The sequence below is a fragment of the Streptomyces sp. NPDC051740 genome (assembly GCF_044453165.1).
Classification (GTDB): domain Bacteria; phylum Actinomycetota; class Actinomycetes; order Streptomycetales; family Streptomycetaceae; genus Streptomyces; species Streptomyces atrovirens.
The window spans coordinates 313,789-334,592 of sequence record NZ_JBITCL010000006.1; the positions used below are offsets into that span (position 1 = coordinate 313,789).

The 20,804-nt window shown below is 73.2% G+C and carries 14 protein-coding genes; 8 read left to right on the forward strand and 6 right to left on the reverse strand.

The annotated features are described in order from the left end of the window. The 8 genes from nusA to ACIA6T_RS13400 all read left to right on the forward strand — a co-directional run bounded on the left by nusA (position 1) and on the right by ACIA6T_RS13400 (position 12,287). On the forward strand, positions 1–999 hold the full coding sequence (nusA, locus tag ACIA6T_RS13365; protein WP_399446636.1) for a transcription termination factor NusA: 999 nt from the start codon (positions 1–3) through the stop codon (positions 997–999). Positions 1,000–1,101: 102 nt separating this feature from the next. Continuing rightward, positions 1,102–1,383 carry a YlxR family protein gene (locus tag ACIA6T_RS13370; protein WP_399446637.1) on the forward strand — a complete coding sequence of 94 codons (282 nt, stop codon included), beginning with the start codon at positions 1,102–1,104 and terminating at the stop codon, positions 1,381–1,383. A gap of 185 nt (positions 1,384–1,568) precedes the next feature. Beyond that, a complete protein-coding gene (gene infB, locus ACIA6T_RS13375; protein WP_399446638.1) occupies positions 1,569–4,643 on the forward strand; it encodes a translation initiation factor IF-2 in 3,075 nt (1,024 codons plus the stop codon). 191 nt (positions 4,644–4,834) lie between these two features. Continuing rightward, positions 4,835–5,128 carry a DUF503 domain-containing protein gene (locus ACIA6T_RS13380; protein ID WP_344564220.1) on the forward strand — a complete coding sequence of 98 codons (294 nt, stop codon included), beginning with the start codon at positions 4,835–4,837 and terminating at the stop codon, positions 5,126–5,128. A gap of 49 nt (positions 5,129–5,177) precedes the next feature. After that, positions 5,178–5,627 (forward strand): 30S ribosome-binding factor RbfA, encoded by a 450-nt coding sequence (gene rbfA, locus ACIA6T_RS13385; protein ID WP_399446639.1) that lies wholly within the window; start codon positions 5,178–5,180, stop codon positions 5,625–5,627. Beyond that, entirely contained in the window at positions 5,624–6,529 is a 906-nt protein-coding gene (gene truB / locus ACIA6T_RS13390) for a tRNA pseudouridine(55) synthase TruB (RefSeq protein WP_399446640.1), read from the forward strand. The genes rbfA and truB overlap by 4 nt, the downstream gene beginning before the upstream one ends. Before the next feature lie 246 nt (positions 6,530–6,775). Beyond that, positions 6,776–11,188, forward strand: coding sequence for a serine protease (locus tag ACIA6T_RS13395; protein ID WP_399446641.1), 4,413 nt, complete (start codon positions 6,776–6,778; stop codon positions 11,186–11,188). 145 nt (positions 11,189–11,333) lie between these two features. Continuing rightward, positions 11,334–12,287 carry a bifunctional riboflavin kinase/FAD synthetase gene (locus ACIA6T_RS13400; RefSeq protein WP_399446642.1) on the forward strand — a complete coding sequence of 318 codons (954 nt, stop codon included), beginning with the start codon at positions 11,334–11,336 and terminating at the stop codon, positions 12,285–12,287. A gap of 4 nt (positions 12,288–12,291) precedes the next feature. On the opposite strand, the gene ACIA6T_RS13405 is transcribed toward ACIA6T_RS13400, so the two are convergent. The 6 genes from ACIA6T_RS13405 to ACIA6T_RS13430 all read right to left on the reverse strand — a co-directional run. Continuing rightward, positions 12,292–13,281 carry an oligopeptide/dipeptide ABC transporter ATP-binding protein gene (locus tag ACIA6T_RS13405; RefSeq protein WP_399446643.1) on the reverse strand — a complete coding sequence of 330 codons (990 nt, stop codon included), beginning with the start codon at positions 13,279–13,281 and terminating at the stop codon, positions 12,292–12,294. Next, the gene (locus ACIA6T_RS13410; protein WP_399446644.1) at positions 13,278–14,648 is read right to left on the reverse strand and encodes an oligopeptide/dipeptide ABC transporter ATP-binding protein; all 1,371 of its coding nucleotides are present in this window, start codon (positions 14,646–14,648) and stop codon (positions 13,278–13,280) included. The genes ACIA6T_RS13405 and ACIA6T_RS13410 overlap by 4 nt, the downstream gene beginning before the upstream one ends. Beyond that, positions 14,645–15,559 carry an ABC transporter permease gene (locus tag ACIA6T_RS13415; protein WP_399446645.1) on the reverse strand — a complete coding sequence of 305 codons (915 nt, stop codon included), beginning with the start codon at positions 15,557–15,559 and terminating at the stop codon, positions 14,645–14,647. The genes ACIA6T_RS13410 and ACIA6T_RS13415 overlap by 4 nt, the downstream gene beginning before the upstream one ends. Next, positions 15,556–16,650 (reverse strand): ABC transporter permease, encoded by a 1,095-nt coding sequence (locus ACIA6T_RS13420; RefSeq protein WP_399446647.1) that lies wholly within the window; start codon positions 16,648–16,650, stop codon positions 15,556–15,558. The genes ACIA6T_RS13415 and ACIA6T_RS13420 overlap by 4 nt, the downstream gene beginning before the upstream one ends. A 17-nt stretch (positions 16,651–16,667) precedes the next feature. Continuing rightward, positions 16,668–18,530 carry an ABC transporter substrate-binding protein gene (locus ACIA6T_RS13425; protein ID WP_399446648.1) on the reverse strand — a complete coding sequence of 621 codons (1,863 nt, stop codon included), beginning with the start codon at positions 18,528–18,530 and terminating at the stop codon, positions 16,668–16,670. A 253-nt stretch (positions 18,531–18,783) separates the two neighbouring features. Then, on the reverse strand, positions 18,784–20,804 hold a 2,021-nt coding region (locus ACIA6T_RS13430), incomplete at its 5' end, for an AAA family ATPase (RefSeq protein WP_399446649.1).

The following is a 20,804-nucleotide window of genomic DNA, read 5'->3' on the forward strand; positions in this document are numbered from 1 at the left end:
GTGGACATCGACATGAGTGCACTTCGGCTCTTGGTGAGGGAGAAGGAGATCTCCCTCGGCCTGCTGGTCGAAGCGATCGAATCGGCCCTCCTCATCGCCTACCACCGCACCGAGGGAAGCCGCCGGCACGCGCGCGTGGAGCTCAACCGGGAGACCGGACATGTGACCGTGTGGGCGAAGGAGGACCCCCAGGACCTCGAGGAGGGCCAGGAGGCCCGCGAGTTCGACGACACCCCGTCCGGCTTCGGCCGTATCGCCGCCACCACGGCCAAGCAGGTCATCCTGCAGCGCCTGCGCGACGCCGAGGACGACGCGACGCTCGGCGAGTACGCCGGCCGTGAGGGCGACATCGTCACCGGAGTGGTCCAGCAGGGCCGCGACCCGAAGAACGTGCTGGTCGACATCGGCAAGCTGGAGGCCATCCTGCCGGTGCAGGAGCAGGTGCCCGGCGAGACCTACCCGCACGGCATGCGGCTGCGCAGCTACGTCGTCCGGGTGGCCAAGGGGGTGCGCGGCCCGTCCGTCACCCTGTCGCGCACGCACCCCAACCTGGTGAAGAAGCTCTTCGCCCTGGAGGTGCCGGAGATCGCCGACGGGTCCGTCGAGATCTCCGCCATCGCCCGCGAGGCCGGCCACCGCACCAAGATCGCCGTACGTTCCACCCGCTCGGGCCTGAACGCCAAGGGCGCCTGCATCGGCCCCATGGGCGGCCGGGTGCGCAACGTCATGGGCGAGCTGAACGGCGAGAAGATCGACATCGTCGACTGGTCCGACGACCCGGCCGACATGGTGGCGAACGCGCTGTCGCCGGCCCGGGTCTCCAAGGTGGAGATCGTCGACATGGCCGCCCGGTCCGCCCGGGTCATCGTGCCGGACTACCAGCTGTCCCTGGCGATCGGCAAGGAGGGGCAGAACGCCCGTCTCGCCGCCCGGCTGACCGGCTGGCGGATCGACATCCGGCCGGACACGGAACAGACCGCGGAACAGACCGGGGAATAGATCCAAGCCGCAGGTCGCTGAGATCACGACAGCTTTGCGCGCGGCAAGTGTTCGATTCTTGCCCCAAAGGGGTGAGGTCGGCGCGGGGAGGTAGACTAGGGAGTGTCTGGCCGGACACGTGCTGGCGTATGCCCCGAGCGCACCTGCGTGGGGTGCCGGGAGCGAGCGGTCAAGAACGAGCTGCTGCGCATCGTGGTGATCGAGGACGCGTGCGTCCCCGATCCTCGCGGTACGCTGCCCGGCCGGGGCGCGTATGTGCACCCCGTCCCGGTCTGTCTCGACCAGGCGGTGCGCCGCAGGGCGTTCCCACGGGCGCTCCGCGTCCCGGGACCGCTCGACGTAAAGGCGTTGCGCCTCTACGTCGAGCAGGCACAAGGTTGCTGAGCAGCGGCTCTCCGCCGGCTGGCCAGGCAACACGCAAGAACATGCCGCACGGAAGTCCCCGTGCGGTCTGGTACCTCGCGAGTCGAAAGCAGGTCGAGATTGCGATGAGCACTCGATGAGTACGCGATGAGTACGCCCATGAACTAGCGACGGTCCGGACGCAACCCGGACCTCAGAGGAGCGAAGTGGCTAAGGTCCGGGTCTACGAACTCGCCAAGGAGTTCGGTGTGGAGAGCAAGGTCGTCATGGCCAAGCTCCAGGAACTCGGTGAATTCGTCCGTTCGGCGTCTTCGACCATCGAAGCGCCCGTAGTACGCAAGCTGACCGACGCCTTCCAGCAGGGCGGGGGCAACGGCAAGTCCGCCGCGAAGCCCGGCGCGCCCCGCAAGGCGGCCCCCAGGCCCGCCGCGCCGTCCCCGGCGCAGGCGGCCCGTCCGGGTCCGGCTGCCCCGAAGCCGCCGGCAGCCCCCAAGCCCGCCGCGGCCCAGCCGCCGGCGGCTCCGTCGACCCCGTCGGCGCCCGCGCCGGCGGCCTCCGGTCCGCGTCCGGGCCCGCGCCCCGCGCCGCGTCCGGCTCCGGCGGCCCCGGAGTTCCAGGCCCCGCCCGCGGCGGCGGCCCCGGCTCCGGCTCCGTCCGGCCCGAAGCCCGGCGGCGCGCGTCCCGGTGCACCCAAGCCCGGTGGTCGTCCCGCCGGTCAGGGTGGTCAGGGTCAGGGCGGCCAGGGCCGTCCGGCCGGTCAGGGTCAGCGTCCCGGTGGCGGCGCACCGCGTCCGGGCGGTCGCCCGGCCGGTCCGCGTCCCGGTAACAACCCCTTCACCTCCGGTGGCTCCACCGGCATGGCCCGTCCGCAGGCTCCGCGCCCGCAGGGCGCGCGTCCCGGCCCGGGTGGTCCCGGCGGTCCCGGCGGTGCCGGTCCCCGTCCGCAGGCCCCCGGTGCCCAGGGCGGCGGTCCGCGTCCGCAGGCTCCGGGCGGGCAGCGTCCGACCCCGGGCTCGATGCCGCGTCCGCAGGGCGGTCCCCGTCCCGGCGGCGGCGGCCCCGGCGGTCCGCGTCCGAACCCCGGCATGATGCCGCAGCGTCCCGCTGCCGGCCCGCGTCCCGGCGGTGGCCCCGGTGGCCGCGGTCCGGGCGGTGCGGGTCGTCCCGGCGGCGGTGCCGGTCGTCCCGGTGGCGGCGGCGGTTTCGCCGGTCGTCCGGGTGGCGGCGGCGGTGCCGGTCGTCCCGGTGGCGGCGGCGGTTTCGCCGGTCGTCCCGGTGGCGGCGGTGGCTTCGCCGGCGGCGGTGGCCGTCCCGGCTTCGGTGGCCGTCCCGGCGGTCCCGGTGGCCGCGGTGGCACGCAGGGCGCCTTCGGCCGTCCCGGTGGTCCCGCGCGTCGTGGCCGCAAGTCGAAGCGGCAGAGGCGCCAGGAGTACGAGGCCATGCAGGCCCCGTCGGTCGGCGGCGTGATGCTGCCTCGCGGCAACGGCGAAGCCATTCGCCTGTCGCGCGGTGCGTCGCTCACCGACTTCGCGGAGAAGATCAACGCCAACCCGGCGTCGCTCGTCGCGGTCATGATGAACCTCGGCGAGATGGTCACCGCGACCCAGTCCGTCTCCGACGAGACGCTCCAGCTCCTCGCGGGCGAGATGAACTACACGGTTCAGATCGTCAGCCCGGAGGAGGAGGACCGCGAGCTGCTCGAGTCCTTCGACCTGGAGTTCGGCGAGGACGAGGGCGACGAGGAGGACCTGGTGGTCCGTCCGCCGGTCGTCACCGTCATGGGTCACGTCGACCACGGTAAGACCCGACTGCTCGACGCCATCCGCAAGACGAACGTCATCGCGGGCGAGGCCGGCGGCATCACCCAGCACATCGGTGCCTACCAGGTCGCGACCGAGGTCAACGAGGAAGAGCGCAGGATCACCTTCATCGACACCCCGGGTCACGAGGCGTTCACCGCCATGCGTGCCCGTGGTGCGCGGTCGACGGACATCGCGATCCTGGTCGTCGCGGCCAACGACGGCGTCATGCCGCAGACGGTCGAGGCGCTCAACCACGCCAAGGCGGCCGAGGTCCCGATCGTCGTCGCGGTCAACAAGATCGACGTCGAGGGTGCCGACCCGACCAAGGTGCGCGGTCAGCTGACCGAGTACGGCCTGGTGGCCGAGGAGTACGGCGGCGACACCATGTTCGTCGACATCTCCGCCAAGCAGGGTCTGCACATCGACAGCCTCCTCGAGGCCGTCATCCTCACCGCGGACGCCTCGCTCGACCTGCGGGCCAACCCGGAGCAGGACGCGCAGGGCATCTCGATCGAGTCCCGGCTCGACCGCGGCCGCGGTGCCGTGGCGACCGTCCTCGTCCAGCGAGGCACGCTGCGGGTCGGCGACACGATGGTGGTGGGCGACGCCTACGGCCGCGTGCGCGCCATGCTCGACGACAACGGCAACAACGTCGCCGAGGCGGGCCCGTCGACGCCGGTCCAGGTCCTGGGCCTGACCAACGTCCCGGGTGCGGGCGACAACTTCATCGTCGTGGACGAGGACCGTACGGCCCGTCAGATCGCCGAGAAGCGCGCCGCCCGTGAGCGCAACGCCGCGTTCGCCAAGCGCACGCGTCGCGTGTCGCTGGAGGACCTGGACAAGGTGCTCAAGGCCGGCGAGATCCAGCAGCTGAACCTGATCATCAAGGGTGACGCCTCCGGTTCGGTCGAGGCACTCGAGTCCTCGCTGCTCCAGCTGGACGTCGGTGAAGAGGTCGACATCCGCGTCCTGCACCGCGGCGTCGGTGCGGTCACGGAGTCCGACATCGACCTGGCGATGGGCTCCGACGCCATCGTGATCGGCTTCAACGTGCGCGCCGCAGGGCGTGCCGCGCAGATGGCCGAGCGCGAGGGTGTGGACGTCCGGTACTACTCGGTCATCTACCAGGCGATCGAGGAGATCGAGGCGGCCCTCAAGGGCATGCTCAAGCCGGAGTACGAAGAGGTCGAGCTGGGTACGGCGGAGATCCGCGAGGTCTTCCGCTCGTCCAAGCTGGGCAACATCGCGGGTGTTCTCATCCGCTCCGGCGAGGTCAAGCGCAACACCAAGGCGCGCCTGCTGCGCGATGGCAAGGTCATCGCGGAGAACCTCAACATCGTGGGCCTGCGTCGCTTCAAGGACGACGTCACCGAGATCCGCGAAGGCTTCGAGGGCGGTATCAACCTCGGAAACTTCAACGACATCAAGGTCGACGACGTCATCGCGACGTACGAGATGCGCGAGAAGCCGCGGGTGTAACACCCCACGGTGTGTACCGGCCGGCGGGACCCACCCGGGTCCCGCCGGCCGGCGCGTGTGTGCGGGCGCACGGCCGGCGGAGCACAATATCCGTCGATCGCCGCGCCCCCTTCGATGTACGGTTCTGATGTCCCTGCCCACCACGGATGGCGGGGCCATCGATCCCGTACCGGCGGGTGAACCGGTTGCACATGTATGTGGGGACGCTGTCCTTCGACCTCCTCCTCGGCGACGTACATTCGCTGAAGGAGAAGCGCTCCGTCGTCCGCCCGATCGTCGCCGAACTCCAGCGCAAGTACGCGGTGAGCGCGGCCGAGGTGGATCACACGAACCTCCATCGCCGGGCGGTCATCGGCCTGGCCATGGTGTCCGGCGACGCGGGGCACCTGACCGACGTACTGGACCGCTGCGAGCGGCTGGTCGCCGGGCGCCCGGAGGTGGAACTGCTGTCCGTCAGGCGGCGCTTCCACGGTGAAGACGACTGACGACCACAGCCCAGAGATACGCAGACAGGAAAGAACGGGAGACGGACCAGTGGCCGACAACGCGCGGGCGAAAAGGCTGGCGGACCTCATCCGAGAGGTGGTGGCCCAGAAGCTGCAGCGCGGGATCAAGGACCCGCGGCTCGGCTCGCACGTCACCATCACGGACACCCGGGTCACGGGTGACCTCAGGGAGGCGACCGTCTTCTACACGGTGTACGGGGACGACGAGGAGCGCAAGGCCGCCGCGGCGGGCCTGGAGAGCGCCAAGGGCGTCCTGCGCTCCGAGGTGGGCCGGGCGGCGGGCGTGAAGTTCACGCCGACCCTGGCCTTCGTCATGGACGCGCTCCCGGACACGGCACGCAACATCGAGGACCTCCTCGACCGGGCGCGCCAGTCCGACGCGAAGGTGCGCGAGGCGTCCGCGGGCGCCGCGTACGCCGGCGGGGCCGACCCGTACCGCAAGCCGGAAGACGACGAGACGGACGACACCGCCGAATGAACCGGAAGCCCACCACGCCCGACGGCCTTGTCATCGTCGACAAGCCGTCGGGCTTCACTTCGCACGACGTGGTCGCCAAGATGCGCGGCATCGCGCGCACCCGGCGCGTCGGCCACGCCGGCACCCTCGACCCGATGGCGACGGGCGTCCTCGTCCTCGGCGTCGAGAGGGCGACCAAGCTCCTCGGCCACCTCGCGCTGACCGAGAAGGAGTACCTCGGCACGATCCGGCTCGGGCAGGACACGCTCACCGACGACGCCGAGGGGGAGATCACCTCCTCCACCGACGCCTCCGCGGTCACCCGCGAGGGCATCGACGCCGGCGTCGCCGGGCTGACCGGCGACATCATGCAGGTGCCGTCCAAGGTCAGCGCCATCAAGATCAACGGGGTGCGCTCCTACAAGCGGGCCCGGGAGGGCGAGGAGTTCGACATCCCCGCCCGGCCGGTCACCGTCTCCTCGTTCTCCGTGTACGACGTCCGGGAGGCGGTCGCCGAGGACGGCACCCCGGTGCTGGACCTGGTGGTGTCGGTCGTCTGCTCCTCCGGCACCTACATCCGCGCCCTCGCCCGCGACCTGGGCGCGGGACTGGGCGTCGGCGGGCACCTCACCGCGCTGCGCCGCACCCGCGTCGGCCCGTACAGGCTGGACTCCGCGAAGACGCTGGACCAGCTCCAGCAGGAGCTGACGGTGATGCCGATCGCCGAGGCCGCCACGGCCGCGTTCCCGCGCTGGGACGTCGACGACCGGCGGGCCAGGCTGCTCGCCAACGGGGTACGCCTCGAGATGCCCGAGGAGTACGCCGGCTCCGGAGCCGTGGCCGTGTTCGGCCCCGAGCGCCGCTTCCTGGCCCTCGTCGAGGAGCAGCGCGGCAAGGCCAAGAGCCTGGCCGTCTTCGGCTGACACGCGGGCGGGTCCGCCCGTGGAGCGGCGGCACGGGGATGGACATGCCGCCGCTCCACGGTCCCCCTCGGTTCCCCCACCTCCAGGGTGTATCCATCCACCCCCGCCTGTTCACCCGTAAGTGCGGGCGCTCGGAGTGAACCGGGGGAGCGGAAGGGGGCGCGTTCACCGGGCGATCTGTCCCGCTGATCGTCCCGGCCCTACTGTCGCAGCCAAGGGCACGGATGCGCGACGGGAGGCTCGACGATGCCGTCCCCCTACGAATACGAACCCCGTCACGAACGGGAGACCCCGGACGACGCTCCGGGCCTGTGCGACGTCCTGGTCCGGCTGCACGACCTCGCCGGCCGGCCGCGCGGCACCGGCTTCGTGGCCGATCACCACGGCACGGTGATCACCAGTCACGAGGCGGTCGACGGTCTGCCCCGGATCGTGCTGCACGCGGCGGCCGGCCGCCAGTGCGTGGTGACCGCGGACGCGGTGACCCCGCTGCCCGCGCTCGGCCTGGCCCTCGTCCGCAGCGAGGGGCTCGGCGTCGCACCGCTGCCGGTCACCACGCGGCGCACCGTCCGGCCCGGCACCTATGTGCGGATCCCCGCCGGAGGCTGGCGCGAGGCGCGCGTGCTGGGAACGGGCCCCGTGACCTACACCGCCACCGACCGCGCGTACGCACTGGGTGACGCCCTGGAACTGGCGGTCGGCACCGCGGGCCGGGACGCGTTGCGGCTCGGCGGCGGCGCCGCCGGCGGCCCGGTGCTCGACGCCACCACCGGCACCGTCCTCGGCGTCCTCGGCACCGCGCTCCACTCGGACGACCGCGCCGAGGGCTTCGCCGTACGACTGCCTCCCCGGGCCCCCGCCGAGGGCCCGCTCGCCGAACTGCTCACCGAGAACACGGCCACGGTCCCGGCCCACGGAGCCGACCTCAACCTCGCCGGGGTGGTGCAGCTCACGGCCGGCTCGGGCGGGTGGGGTGGGCCGGGCGGTGGCGTGGGGCTTGTCGGCTGGTCTGTGGTGCGTGCGGGGGGCTCCTCGGCCGGGTGGGGCGGGGCGGTTGGTGGCGTGGGGCTTGTCGGCCGGTCTGTGGTGCGTGCGGGGGGCTCCTCGGCCGGAGGGGATGGGTCGGCTGGTGGTGTGGGGTCTGCTGTGGGTGCGGGGGGCTCCTCGGCCGGGCGGGACGGGCCGACCGGTGATGTGGGGCCCGTCGACCGGTCCGCCGTGCTCGCGGAGTTCGCCGCGTTCGAGCGGGGCGAGGCCGCCGTGCTGGGCCTGGTCGGGCCGCCCGGCAGTGGTCGTACGACGCAGCTCGCGGCGCTCGCCGCCCGCCGGCACCGCGCGGGCCGGCCCACGCTCCGGCTGCGCGGTGCCGACCTGGACGAGGGCGACGGCTCGGTCGCGGACGCCGCCCGCCGGGCACTGGACCGGGCCGCCGCCCTCGTCGCGGCCTCCCGCGCCCCGTTCCCGGCCGGCCCGGACACCCTCGGTGACGTGAGCCCGGAGCACCTGGCCGGACTCGCCCGCACGGCCGGCCACCCCCTGCTGCTCCTCCTCGACGGACCCGAGGAGATCCTGCTCGACAGGCCGGCCGAGTGGACCGCCGGGACCGTGCGGTGGCTGCGGGCGACGGGGGCCCGGATGGTGGTCGCGTGCCGCGCGGAGTACTGGGAGGAGGCGGGGTTCCCGGAAGAGCTGCTGCACGCCGGTGCGCCCCGCCCCGACGGGCTCCCCGCCTGTGTGGCCCTCGGCGACCTCACCGCCGAGGAGGCCCGCCGGGCGCGCGCCCGCCACGGCGTCCCCGAGGGCGCGCTGGCCGACGCCGACGCCCGCCACCCCCTGACCCTGCGGATGCTCGCGGACATCCGGTCCGCCCAGGCCGACACCGCCCCCGACGCCCCCGTCGACCGCGACGACGTCTTCTCCGCCCACCTGGACCTGATGTGCCTGCGGATCGCCGTCCGCCTCGCCGACGGGAACGGGATCCGCGGCACCGCCGTACGCCGGCTCGCCGCCAAGGTCGCCGGACAGGTGCACGAGGCCGCCCGGCGCAGCCTCGGGGCGGGCGGGCTGGACCGGGAGACGTTCGACGCGGTGTTCCCCCGGGGGGCCGCCCCCGCCCGGCTCGGCGGCGGCACCGGCTGGGCCTCGGCCGTGCTCGCCGAGGGGCTCCTCGTCCCGGCCGGGACGACCGGCTACCGGTTCGCCGACGAGGAGCTGGCCGACTGGCTCCACGGCACCCACCTCGACGTGGACGACGCCCTGCGCGCCCTGGTCCACACCGCCCCCGCCACCCCGGTCGCTCCTGGCGGGCGCGCCCCGCGGCCGGCCGCCGCCGAGGACGGCTTCCCGCTGCCCGGCGGCCGGCCCCGGTCCGCCGCCGTTTCCGGTGGCCGGGATGTTGCTGAGGGGGCTCTTCCGTCGTCCGGCCGTAGGACCGGTGCGGCGGACGGACGTCGTGCTGTTCCGGTCGCTCCCGGCGGGCGCGCCCCGCGGCCGGCCGCCGAGGACGGCTTCCCGCTGCCCGGGGACAGGCCCCGGTCCGCCGCCGTTTCCGGTGGCCGGGATGTTGCTGAGGGGGCTCTTCCGTCGTCCGGCCGTAGGACCGGTGCGGCGGACGGACGTCGTGCTGTTCCGGTCGCTCCTGGCGGGCGCGCCCCGCGGCCGGCCGCCGCCGAGGACGGCTTCCCGCTGCCCGGGGACAGGCCCCGGTCCGCCGCTGCTTCCGGCGGCCGGGACGCCGCTGACTGTCTGCTTCCGCTGCCCGGCCGCAGGGCCGACGGACGCCGTACCCCGGGGCCCACCTCTGCTTCCGGCGGCCGGGGTGCCGTTGAGGGGGCTCTTCCGCTGTCCGGTCGCTGGGCCGGTTCGGCTGGTGACCGTCGTGGTCTGCCTGCTGTCGCTTTCGACCCTTGGACCGTTGCCGGTCCCGATCCCTGGGCCGTCGCCGACACCGATTACCGGCCTGCTGACGATCGCCTCTTCCACCACAGCGGTGTGACGGCCGATGACGGTGGGGGCGGCGTGGCTGCCGGACGCCCGGCGCTGCCCGCCGTCGGCCTCCTCCCGGCCGCCCCCGGCGCCGAAACCGTCCTTCCGGCCGGCACCCCCGTCCCGCACCACCGCATCGGTGTCGTCGTCGAGGCCCTGCTGTTCCTCGCGCGGCGGCACGGCAGCCGGCGGCTCTCCACACGGCTCACGGATCTGGTGCACGCCCTCGATGCCGATCCGGGTTCCTGGTGGGCCGCCCGTCTGCTCGGCGGGACCCTCGCGCGCGTGGCCGACGCGACGCCGTACACGGACGTGCTGCGGCTGCTGGCCGACCGTCTCGTGGCCTGGCGGGAGCAACGACGGGGCGCGCCGCCGGAGCTGGGGCCCGCCTTCTGGACCGCTCTCCGGCTGCCGCCGGAGACGCGGTGCGCACTGCTGCGCCGGCTCGTCCACGCCGACGGCCCCCCGTGCGAGAACGGGCCCCGCTTCCTCGACGCCACCGCGCGGCTGCTCGCCGCCGACCCCGTCGCCGTACTGCCGTACCTCATCCGCTGGTTCGAGGACGAGCGGCCGCTGCCCGCCACCCCGCACGCGACCGTGGCGACCGCCGCGCAGGCGCTGCTGCACACCCACAGGCACGCGGCCCCGGACGCGCTGACGGAGGCGCTCGCCGACAGCGCGCACCGGCGGGCCGACCAACTGCTCACCGTGCTGACGGAGGAGGAGCCCGCCGCGATGTGCAGGGCCGTCGACCGGTGGGCGAAGGACGGACGACCCGCACGCCGGGCCACGGCCGTCGCCTACGGCCTGCTCGTCGCGCCGTACGCGCGCGACGACACCGACCGCACCCTGCTGAGGTACGCGGCGCTCGCCGTCCTCGTCCGCACCACCGACCGCGAGCTGCACGGCGGCGCCCTCACCCTCCTGATCCGCGACCCGAACAGCAGGGACCGCCACCTCCCGCGGGCCCTGGAGCGCTTCGCGGCCGGCGACCCCCACCTCCCGCCGAGCGCGCTCACCCCCGCCCTCGCCACCCACCCGGAGCCCGTCCTCGACGCCTTCCGGGCCAGGCTCGGCGGGGCCAGCGCGGGCGAGACGCTCCGCGCCCTCGCCGACGCCACCCCGCCCGCCCCGGCCCGCCAGGTCGCCGCACTCGTAAGGGAGACGGTGGAGCGGCGGCCGGAGCTGACGGGACAGGTGGCCGCGTACGCCGACGGACGGCTGGAGCGGGGCCCGGCCGCCCGTGCCGTACTGAGGACCCTGCTCACCGGCCTGCTCGACGGCGGCCCGCAACCGCTCCGGGTGGCCCTCGCCGGCATCCTCGCCGGCCCCGGCACACCGGCCTCCCGCCCGCTGCGCCGCGAACTGCTGGACACCCTGCTCGCCCGCGAGTCCGACCCCGCCGTCCTGGAGGCGGTACTGCGCGCCGCGGCCCGCAACACCGGCCCCGAGCCGCGCGTCCTCGTCCACCGCACCGGGCTGCTCCTCGCACGCACCACGGAGGGCGCCACCCGCTTCGACCGCTGTCTGGCCGACCTGGGCAGCCATGTGCCGGGCTTCGCCGCCGCCGTGGCCGGCTGGCTGACGGACGCCCCACGCGAGTGGTCCGCGCTGATCGGGCCCGCCACCCGCCGGACCGTCGAGGACCTGGCCGGAGCGGTCGTCCCCGCCTGACCCCGCCCGGCCGGCACGTGCACCCCGTCACACAGCCCCCATGCCGATGCGGGTCCCCGTCACACGGCATGGCACCCTTAGAGCTGCGCAGAGAAGTCCACGGACTCGGGTTCGTTCGACAAGGTTTCGACAAGGAGCAGGCACAGTGCAGCGCTGGCGTGGCTTGGAGGACATCCCCCAGGACTGGGGGCGCAGCGTCGTCACCATCGGCTCCTACGACGGAGTCCACCGCGGACACCAGCTGATCATCCGGCATGCCGTGGACCGCGCCCGGGAGCTCGGCGTCCCCGCCGTCGTCGTCACCTTCGACCCGCACCCCAGCGAGGTCGTCCGCCCCGGCAGCCACCCCCCGCTGCTCGCCCCGCACCACCGGCGTGCCGAACTCATGGCCGGCCTCGGCGTCGACGCGGTTCTGATCCTCCCCTTCACCACCGAGTTCTCGAAGCTGTCCGCCGCCGACTTCGTCGTCAAGGTGCTGGTCGACAAGCTGCACGCCAAGGCGGTCGTCGAGGGCCCCAACTTCCGCTTCGGCCACAGGGCCGCGGGCAACGTGGAGTTCCTCGCCGAGCAGGGCCGGGTCTACGACTTCGACGTCGAGGTCGTCGACCTGTACGTCAGCGGTGAGGCGGGCGGCGGCGAGCCGTTCTCCTCCACGCTCACCCGCCGCCTGGTCGCCGAGGGCGAGGTCGAGGGCGCCGCCGAGATCCTGGGCCGCCCGCACCGGGTGGAGGGCGTCGTCGTCCGGGGCGCCCAGCGCGGCCGCGACCTGGGTTTCCCCACGGCCAACGTCGAGACCCTCCCGCACACCGCGATCCCCGCCGACGGTGTCTACGCCGGCTGGCTGCACGCCCAGGGCGAGGCCATGCCGGCCGCGATCTCCGTCGGCACCAACCCCCAGTTCGACGGCACCGAGCGCACGGTCGAGGCGTACGCCATCGACCGCGTCGGCCTCGACCTGTACGGCCTCCATGTCGCCGTCGACTTCCTGGCCTTCGTGCGCGGCCAGGCGAAGTTCGACACGCTGGAGGCGCTGCTGGAGCAGATGGCCGAGGACGTCGAGCGCTGCAAGGACCTCGTGGCCACGGCCGGGAAGCCGTAACCGGTCAGCTCTTCCGGGCGTGCGCCCAGTGGCACGCCACCTGGGCCGCGCCGCCCCCGTCGAGGATCTCCGGGTCCCGGCCCCGGCACGCCTCCGCCACCCCCGCCCGGTCCGCCTCGCCGCCCGCCAGGATCTGGCAGCGGGCATGGAACCGGCAGCCGGACGGGACACGGGACGGGTCCGGGGGCTCACCCGTGAGGACCACCGGCTCGCCCGGCGCCTCGGGGAGGACCGACAGCAGGGCCCGGGTGTACGGATGCCGAGGGGCCGTCAGGACCTGCTCCACCGCCCCGGTCTCCACGATCCGGCCCAGGTACATCACCGCGACCCGGTCGGCGATGTTCCAGGCCAGTCCGAGGTCGTGCGTGACGACCAGCGCGGACAGGCCCAGCTCGGCGCGCAGCCGTAGCAGCAGGGCCAGGATCTCCCCGCGTACGGACGCGTCCAGCGAGGCCACCGGCTCGTCGGCGACGAGGAGTTCGGGCTCCAGCACCAGCGCGCCCGCGATCACCACGCGCTGCCGCTGACCGCCGGACAACTCGTGCGGATAGCGCAGGAAGAAGCGCTCCGGCGGGCGCAGCCCGGCCCGGGACAGGGCGTCGGCGACCGCGGCCCGCTCGTCACCGCCGTGGCCGTGGATACGCAGCCCCTCGGCCACCGCGTCGTACACCGTGTGCCGTGGGTTGAGCGAGCCGCTCGGGTCCTGCAGCACCAGCTGCACGCGCCTGCGGTACGCCTTCAGGGAGCGGCCGGAGTACTCCAGCGGCCGTCCGTCGAAGGTGACCCGGCCCGCGGTCGGCTCGACCAGACCCAGCAGGGCGCGGGCCAGCGTCGTCTTGCCGCACCCCGACTCGCCGACCAGGGCGACGATCTCACCGGGACGGATGTCCAGGTCGACACCGTCCACGGCCCGGGCGGCCGGGGCACCGTGCCGCCCCGGGAAGGCGACGCGCAGACCCTGAGCGCTGAGGAGGGGAGTGGTGGAGGTGCTCATGGGGTACTGGGCCTCGCTTCCTCCAGGGACCCCGGGTCACCGGCTGCCGCGCTCCGCTGGGGGTCCGGTGCGCCGGCTGTCGCGTTCGGTTGGGGGGCGGGTCCGTCGGTTGCTGTGCCGTGTCGGGTGTCGGAGTCGTCGGTTGCCTTGCTCGGCTGGGGGTCCGGGCTGTCGTTCGCTGTGTTTCGACGGGGGTCCGGGCTGTCGTTCGCTGTGTTTCGACGGGGGTCCGGGCTGTCGTTCGCTGTGTTTCGACGGGGGTCCGGGCTGTCGTCCGCTGTGTCTCGACGGGGGTCCGGGCTGTCGTTCGCTGTGTTTCGACGGGGATCCGGACCACCGTCCGCCGTGTCCTGCCGCGCGGCCGAGCCATCGGTCGGGGTCTCCCGTGGGGAATCCGGTTCGTCGGCCGGCTCGGCCGCCGTGGTGACCCGTACGCACGCCGCCCGCCGGCTCGGGCCCGCGTTCCGGAGCGGCTGGTCCTCCGTGGCGCAGGAGTCCAGCGCCACCGGGCACCGTGGATGGAACGTGCAGCCCGACGGCAGCGTCGCCGGGTCCGGCGGATCGCCCGGCAGGCCACGCGGCGCGAAGCGCGACGCCGGGTCGCCGATGCGTGGGAACGCGGCCGACAGCGCCTGGGCGTAGGGGTGGCGGGCGGCCTCGTACACCTCTCCCGCCGGGCCCTCCTCGACCACCCGGCCCGCGTACATCACCGCGAGCCGGTCACAGGTGCCGGCGAGCACCGCGAGGTCATGGCTGATCATGATCAGTCCCACGTCCTGGTCCGCGACCAGCCGCTCGATCAGCCGCAGGATCTGCGCCTGGATCATCACATCCAGCGCGGTCGTCGGCTCGTCGGCGATGATCAGCCGCGGATCGCAGGCCAGCGCCATGGCGATCATGACGCGCTGCCGCTGACCGCCGGACAACTCGTGCGGGTAGGCCGCCGCACGGGCGGCCGGAAGACCGACGTGCTCCAGCAGCTCCCCGGTCCTCTTCCGCGCCCCGGCCGGGGTGGCCTTCCGGTGCAGCAGGATCGGCTCGGCGATCTGGTCGCCGATGCGCCGTACGGGGTTGAGGGAGTGCATCGCACCCTGGAACACGATGGATGCCCCGGCCCAGCGGACCGCCCGAACCCGGCCCCACTTCATGGCCAGTACGTCCTCGCCGTCCAGCAGGATCTCCCCGCCGACCCGGGTCCCGGCCGGGAGCAGCCGCAACAGCGCCAGCGCCAGGGTGGACTTGCCGCAGCCCGACTCCCCGGCGAGCCCCAGCTTGCGGCCCGCGTCCAGCCGTAGGTCCACCCCGCGCACGGCGGCCGCCCCGCCCGCGTACGTGACCGTCAGCCCTCTGACGTCGAGCAGACTCAACGGGACACCCCCAGCCTGGGGTTGAGGACGGACTCCACGGCCCGTCCGCACAGTGTGAACGCCAACGCCACCACGGCGATGGCGATGCCCGGCGGCACCAGGTACCACCAGTGCCCGGCGCTGACCGCACCCGCCTCCCGGGCGTCCTGCAGCAGCCCGCCCCACGACACCACCGTCGGATCGCCGAGCCCCAGGAAGGCCAGTGTCGCCTCCGCCAGGATCGCCGAGGAGATGATCAGCGTCGTCTGCGCCAGCACCAGCGGCATCACATTGGGCAGCACATGCCGGGACATGATGTGCCAGTGCCCGCCGCCGAGCGCCCGCGCCCGCTCGATGTACGGCCGGGTCTCCACCGCCAGCGTCTGCGCCCGCACCAGCCGGGCCGTCGTCGGCCAGGTCGTCACCCCGATCGCCACGACGATCGTCAGCAGCGAGCGGGACATCACCGTGGCCAGCGCGATCGCCAACACCAGCGTCGGCATCACCAGGAACCAGTCGGTGATCCGCATCACCACCGTCGCGTACCAGCCCCGGAAGTGCCCCGCCGTCACCCCGATCACCGTGCCGATCGCCACCGACAGCACGGCCGCCAGCAGCCCCACCAGCAGCGACACCCGCGCGCCCCAGATCACCAGGCCGAGCAGGTTCCGCCCGAACCGGTCGGCCCCGAAGGGGAGTTCCGCGCTCGGGCGCTCCAGCGGGCTGCCCGGCGCGCCGGTCACGTCGGCCACGTCGGAGCCGACGACCAGCGGAGCGGCCAGCGCGAGCAGCGCGAACAGCGCCAGCGTGGCGAGGCCGAAGAGGCCGGCCCGGTGCGTGCGGTACTGCCGCCAGAACCGTCCGGCCGAGGCCCGGCGCCGCTGCCACGCCAGGGCGCGGGGGCGCGCGCCCGGAGTCTTCTCGGTCGTCATCGGCCCACCCGGGGATCGAACAGCGGATAGATCAGATCGGCAAGCGTGTTCATCACGACCACCGCGGCGGCGAACACGAAGAACAGCCCCTGCACCAGCGGCAGATCGGGCACGCTCAGCGCCTGGTAGAACAGCCCTCCCAGACCCGGCCAGGAGAAGACCGTCTCCACCAGGATCACACCGGCCACCGTCCGCCCGAGGTTGATGAAGATCAGCGTCACGGTCGGCAGCAGCGCGTTGGGCACCGCGTGCCGACGCCGTACGAGGTCGTCGCGCAGCCCCTTGGCCCGCGCGGTCGTCAGATAGTCGCTGCCCATCTCGTCCAGCAGCGCCGACCGCGTCACCAGCAGCGTCTGCCCGTAATCCACGGCCACCAGCGTCAGCACCGGCAGCACCAGGTGGTGCGCCACGTCCACGACGTACGCGAAGCCCTCCTCCCCGCCCGACTCCATGCCACCGGTCGGGAACAGCCCCGGCAGCGGCCCGATCCCCACCGACAGCGTGGTGATCAGCAGCAGGCCCAGCCAGAAGGAGGGGAGGGAGTACAGCGTCAGCGCCAGCCCGGTGTTGAGCCTGTCACCGAGCCGCCCGTGCCGCCACGCCGACCGGGTGCCCAGGACGATCCCGAGCGCCGTGCAGAGGACGAAGGCGGTGCCGGTGAGCAGCAGCGTGTTCGGCAGCGCCTCCGTGATCTTGTCGACCACCGGCGCGTTGAACTGGTACGACGTCCCCAGATCACCGGTGAGCGCCTTGCCGCAGTAGTCGGTGAACTGCTGCCACAGTGGCAGGTCCAGCCCGAACTGCTCCCGGTACGTGGCCAGTTGCTCGGCCGACACCTGGCGGCCGCCGGTCATGAACTTCACCGGGTCGCCGGGGATCAGCCGGAAGAGGAAGAAGCTGGTGACGAGGACGGCGAGCAGGGACACGGCCGCACCGGCGAGCTTGCCCGCCACATAGCGCGGATACGCGGTGGTGACACGGCCGTCGCGTGGCCCGCGTGGCCCGTGGGCAGCCTCCGGTCCGGGTCCGTCCTTCGCCGGACCGGAGGCCCCCGTGCCCCCCACCGATGCGGATGTCGCGTCAGCGGTCATGGGTGTCCGTCCGCCGCCTACTCGCGGTCCTCGGCCGTGGCCCGTCGCCGCATCGCCGCGAAGCCCCCCAGCCCCGCGAGGACGACGACACCCGCGACGATCCCGATGACCACACCCGTCGACGACGAATCACCGCCCCCGTCACCGGAGTCCGCCGGCACCGCCGACCACCAGCTCCAGTAGCCGTCCTGGCCGTAGATGTTGCCCGCCCTCACCGGCATGGTGGTGATCGACTCGATCTGGTCCGTGCGGTACGCCTCGACCGCGTTCGGATACGCCATGACGTTCATGTACCCGAGGTCGTACAGCCGCGACTCCATCTGCTTGACGATGTCCGCCCGCTTGCCGGCGTCGTACTCGGCGAGCTGCCGCGCGTACAGCTCGTCGTACGTCTTGTCGCAGATGAAGTTGTCGGTCGCGCCGGTCTCCTCCGGGGTCGCCGGGAGTGCCGCACAGGTGTGGATGGACAGCACGAAGTCGGGGTCCGGGTTGACCGACCAGCCGTCGAAGGCGAGGTCGTACTCACCGGCGAGCCAGGGATCGGTCACGTTGTCCAGGCAGTTGAGCGTCACCCCGATACCGAGGTCGCCCCACCACTCCTCGAGGTACTGGCCGACCGCCTTGTCGTTCGGGTCGGTGGCGTGGCACAGCACGCGGTAGTCGATCGGCTCGCCGTCCTTGCCGACCCGTTTGCCGTCACCGTTCTTCCGGTAGCCGGCCCGGTCGAGGAGCCGGGCCGCCTCCGCCGGGTCGTACGCCAGCTCCTGGTCGGCCGACGGCTCCCAGAAGTACTGCGAGAAGCGTGGCGGGATGTAGCCGGCGCCCTCCACGGCGTGCCCCTGGAACACCTTGTCGATGATGGTCTTCCGGTCCACCGCCATGAACAGCGCGTTGCGCACCCGCTGGTCGAGCAGCGAGGGGTGTCCGTCACCCATCTCCTCGCCGTTCTTCGCCCTGGCGCCCGGGTTGGTGGCCAGCGCGTAGAAGCGGCGTCCCGGCGCGTCGTTGACCCGGATGTCCTTCTCGCTCTTCAGCGCGTCCGTCTGGGCGGGCGTCAGGGACGGCGACCCGGCGACGAACGACACCTCACCCTTGCGCAGCGCCGACACCGCGGCGTCCTGGTCCTTGTAGTAGCGGAAGACCAGTTCGTCGAACTTGGGTGACCCGCGCCAGAAGTCCTGGTTGGCCTTCAGCCGCACATAGCTGTCCGCCTTGTAGTCGGTGAGGACGAACGGCCCGTTGCCGACGACGGGGAAGTCCTTGTCGTTGTTGAACTTCGAGTAGTCGCCGACCTTCTCCCACACGTGCTTGGGCACGATCGGCACGTCCAGCGCCACCATCGTGGCCTGCGGCTTCTTCAGCTCGATGACCAGCTCGGTGGGGCTCGGCGCGGTCACCTTCTCGAAGTTGGCGACGTAGCTGCCGTTCGCGGTGGCCGCGCCGGGGTCCGTCATCATCGTGTTGAACGTCCAGGCCGCGTCCTCGGCGGTGGCCTGCTCGCCGTCCGACCACGCGGAGTCCGAGCGGATGGTGTACGTCCAGGTCAGCTTGTCCGGCGACGACTCCCACTTGGTGGCCAGGCCGGGGATGACGTGGTTGTCCTCGGGGTCGTAGTTCGTCAGGTACTCGTAGGTGAGCCGGTGGATGCTCGTACTGAGCAGCCGTACCGCCAGGAACGGGCTGAGCGAGTCGACGCTCTGCGCCACCGCGACGGTCAGCACCTTGGCGCCGTCGTCGGCCGCCCGCGCCTGCTGCGGTGCCGGGTCGAGCGGGGTGGCGAGCCCGGCGCTGAGGGTGAGCGCGGCGGCGCCGGCCGCCATGACGAGCCGGGCGCGGCCCGGGGCGCGGTGCTGACCGCCGTACTGATCGTTCGTTTCCATGGTCGCTGACCTCACGTCATCGCTCGCACGGGAAGGACGGGTTGATCAGATGAGTGATGAGTGTGTCTATCAGCGACCACTGCGGGCGTCAACGGCGCGAACACCCCATGTGGCCTGCGGAAACAACGAGTTGACGCACATGGTGCGTTCATTGGTCCAGATCACTGACGCATTGCTGGCCAGGGCCTGACGGCGGATTCCGGCCCCGCACGCGAAAGCGGCCCCTCGAAAGGGGCCGCTCGGCTGTGGTGCCTTACTGCCGGCCGGGGTGAGGGGGATAGTGCTGGCCCGGGACCTGCGGGTACGGGTGGCCGGGCTGGGCCGGGGGCTGTCCGGGCTGCGGCTGCTGGGGGTACGGGCCCGGCTGACCGGGGACGGCCTGACCTGGCATGGGCTGTCCGGGCATGGGCTGTCCGGGCATGGGCTGACCCGGAACGGGCTGGCCGGGGAAGGGCTGGCCCGGCAGCGGCGGGGCGGCGACCGGCGGCGGGTTGCCGTCGGAGGTCCACAGACCGTGCGACTGCTGATGCCGTACGAAGTCCTCGGCGACCAGCGCCGCGAGGTTGAAGTAAGCCTCCCGCACCTTCGGCCGCATCATGTCGAGGTCGACCTCCGCACCGGCGGCCAGGTGCTCGTCGAACGGCACGACGAGCACGCCCCGGCACCGGGTCTGGAAGTGCGCCACGATGTCGTCGACCTTGATCATCTTGCCGGTCTCGCGCACTCCGGAGATCACGGTGAGGGACCGCGAGACGAGGTCCGCGTACCCGTGCGCGGACAGCCAGTCCAGCGTCGTACTGGCACTGCTCGCACCGTCCACGGACGGCGTGGAGATGATGATCAGCTGGTCGGCGAGGTCCAGCACGCCGCGCATGGCGCTGTAGAGCAGACCCGTACCGGAGTCGGTGAGGATGACCGGGTACTGCTTGCCGAGCACGTCGATCGCGCGCCGGTAGTCCTCGTCGTTGAACGTCGTGGACACGGCCGGGTCGACGTCGTTGGCGATGATCTCCAGACCGGACGGCGCCTGGGAGGTGAACCGCCGGATGTCCATGTACGAGTTGAGGTACGGGATCGCCTGGACGAGGTCACGGATGGTGGCCCCGGTCTCGCGCCGCACACGGCGGCCGAGCGTACCGGCGTCCGGGTTGGCGTCGATCGCGAGGATCTTGTCCTGCCGCTCGGTGGCGAGGGTGGCGCCGAGGGCGGTGGTCGTGGTCGTCTTGCCGACGCCGCCCTTGAGGCTGATGACGGCGATGCGGTAGCAGGACAGCACCGGCGTACGGATCAGCTCCAGCTTCCGCTGCCGCTCGGCCTCCTCCTTCTTCCCGCCCAGCTTGAAACGCGAACCACCGCCCGCCGGGCGGCTGCTCTTCGCCTTCTGCTTCTTGCTGTTGAGCAGCCGGTCCGAGGACAGCTCCACGGCAGCGGTGTAACCGAGGGGCGCCGCACCGGGGTTGGTCGGCTGCCGCTGGTCGTGCTGGATGGGCTGCGGCCAGGCAGCCCCGGTACGCGGATCGACGGGCTGCTGCGGCGGCACACCGGGCTGCTGCTGAGGGAAGCCGTAACCGGCCTGCGGGCCGGGCACGGGCGGGGTGCCGGGCTGAGCCTGCCCGAAGGGCTGCTGCGGAACCGCCGCGCCGGGCTGGGGGAGCCCGTACCCGGCGTGCGCGTCGGGAGCGGGAGCACTCTCGGGCTGCTGGGCCGGGGGCTGGGGGGCTGCCGCGCCGTGGCCCCCGGGCTGCGGGAAGCCGTAACCGGCGGGCTGGGCCGGGGCGGCACCCGGCTGGGGGAAGCCGTAGCCGACGGGGGCGCTGGGCGCCGGGGCGGGCGGAGTGTCGGGCTGGGGCTGCGCAGAGGGCTGCGGAGCCGACGTCGGGGCTGCCGCGCCGGGCTGTGGGAAGCCGTATCCGGCCTGCGGGCCGGGTGCGGGGGCAGCCTCGGGCTGCGGGTTCGCCGCGCCGGGGGCGCCGGCGGGCGGGAAGCCGTAACCGGCAGGTTGGGCCGGGGGCGTCGGGGCGGCGCCGGGCTGCGGGAAGCCGTAGCCGGCCGGGGCGTCGGGCGCCGGGGCGGCCGGAGTCTCGGGCTGTTGTGCGGGGGGTTGTGGGGCTGCCGCGCCGGGCTGTGGGAAGCCGTATCCGGCCTGCGGATTCATCGCGCCAGGGGTCTCGGGCTGCTGGGCTGCCGCGCCGGGCTGTGGGAAGCCGTATCCGGCCTGCGGGCCGGGTGCGGGGGCAGCCTCGGGCTGCGGGTTCGCCGCGCCGGGGGCGCCGG

Bases quoted from the DNA above. Each gene is read 5' to 3' on its own strand.
- ACIA6T_RS13380 (WP_344564220.1), top strand. From the start codon at position 4,835: ATGTATGTGGGGACGCTGTCCTTCGACCTCCTCCTCGGCGACGTACAT.
- truB (WP_399446640.1), top strand. From the start codon at position 5,624: ATGAACCGGAAGCCCACCACGCCCGACGGCCTTGTCATCGTCGACAAG.
- ACIA6T_RS13395 (WP_399446641.1), top strand. From the start codon at position 6,776: ATGCCGTCCCCCTACGAATACGAACCCCGTCACGAACGGGAGACCCCG.
- ACIA6T_RS13405 (WP_399446643.1), bottom strand. From the start codon at position 13,281: ATGAGCACCTCCACCACTCCCCTCCTCAGCGCTCAGGGTCTGCGCGTC.
- ACIA6T_RS13415 (WP_399446645.1), bottom strand. From the start codon at position 15,559: ATGACGACCGAGAAGACTCCGGGCGCGCGCCCCCGCGCCCTGGCGTGG.
- ACIA6T_RS13420 (WP_399446647.1), bottom strand. From the start codon at position 16,650: ATGACCGCTGACGCGACATCCGCATCGGTGGGGGGCACGGGGGCCTCC.
- ACIA6T_RS13425 (WP_399446648.1), bottom strand. From the start codon at position 18,530: ATGGAAACGAACGATCAGTACGGCGGTCAGCACCGCGCCCCGGGCCGC.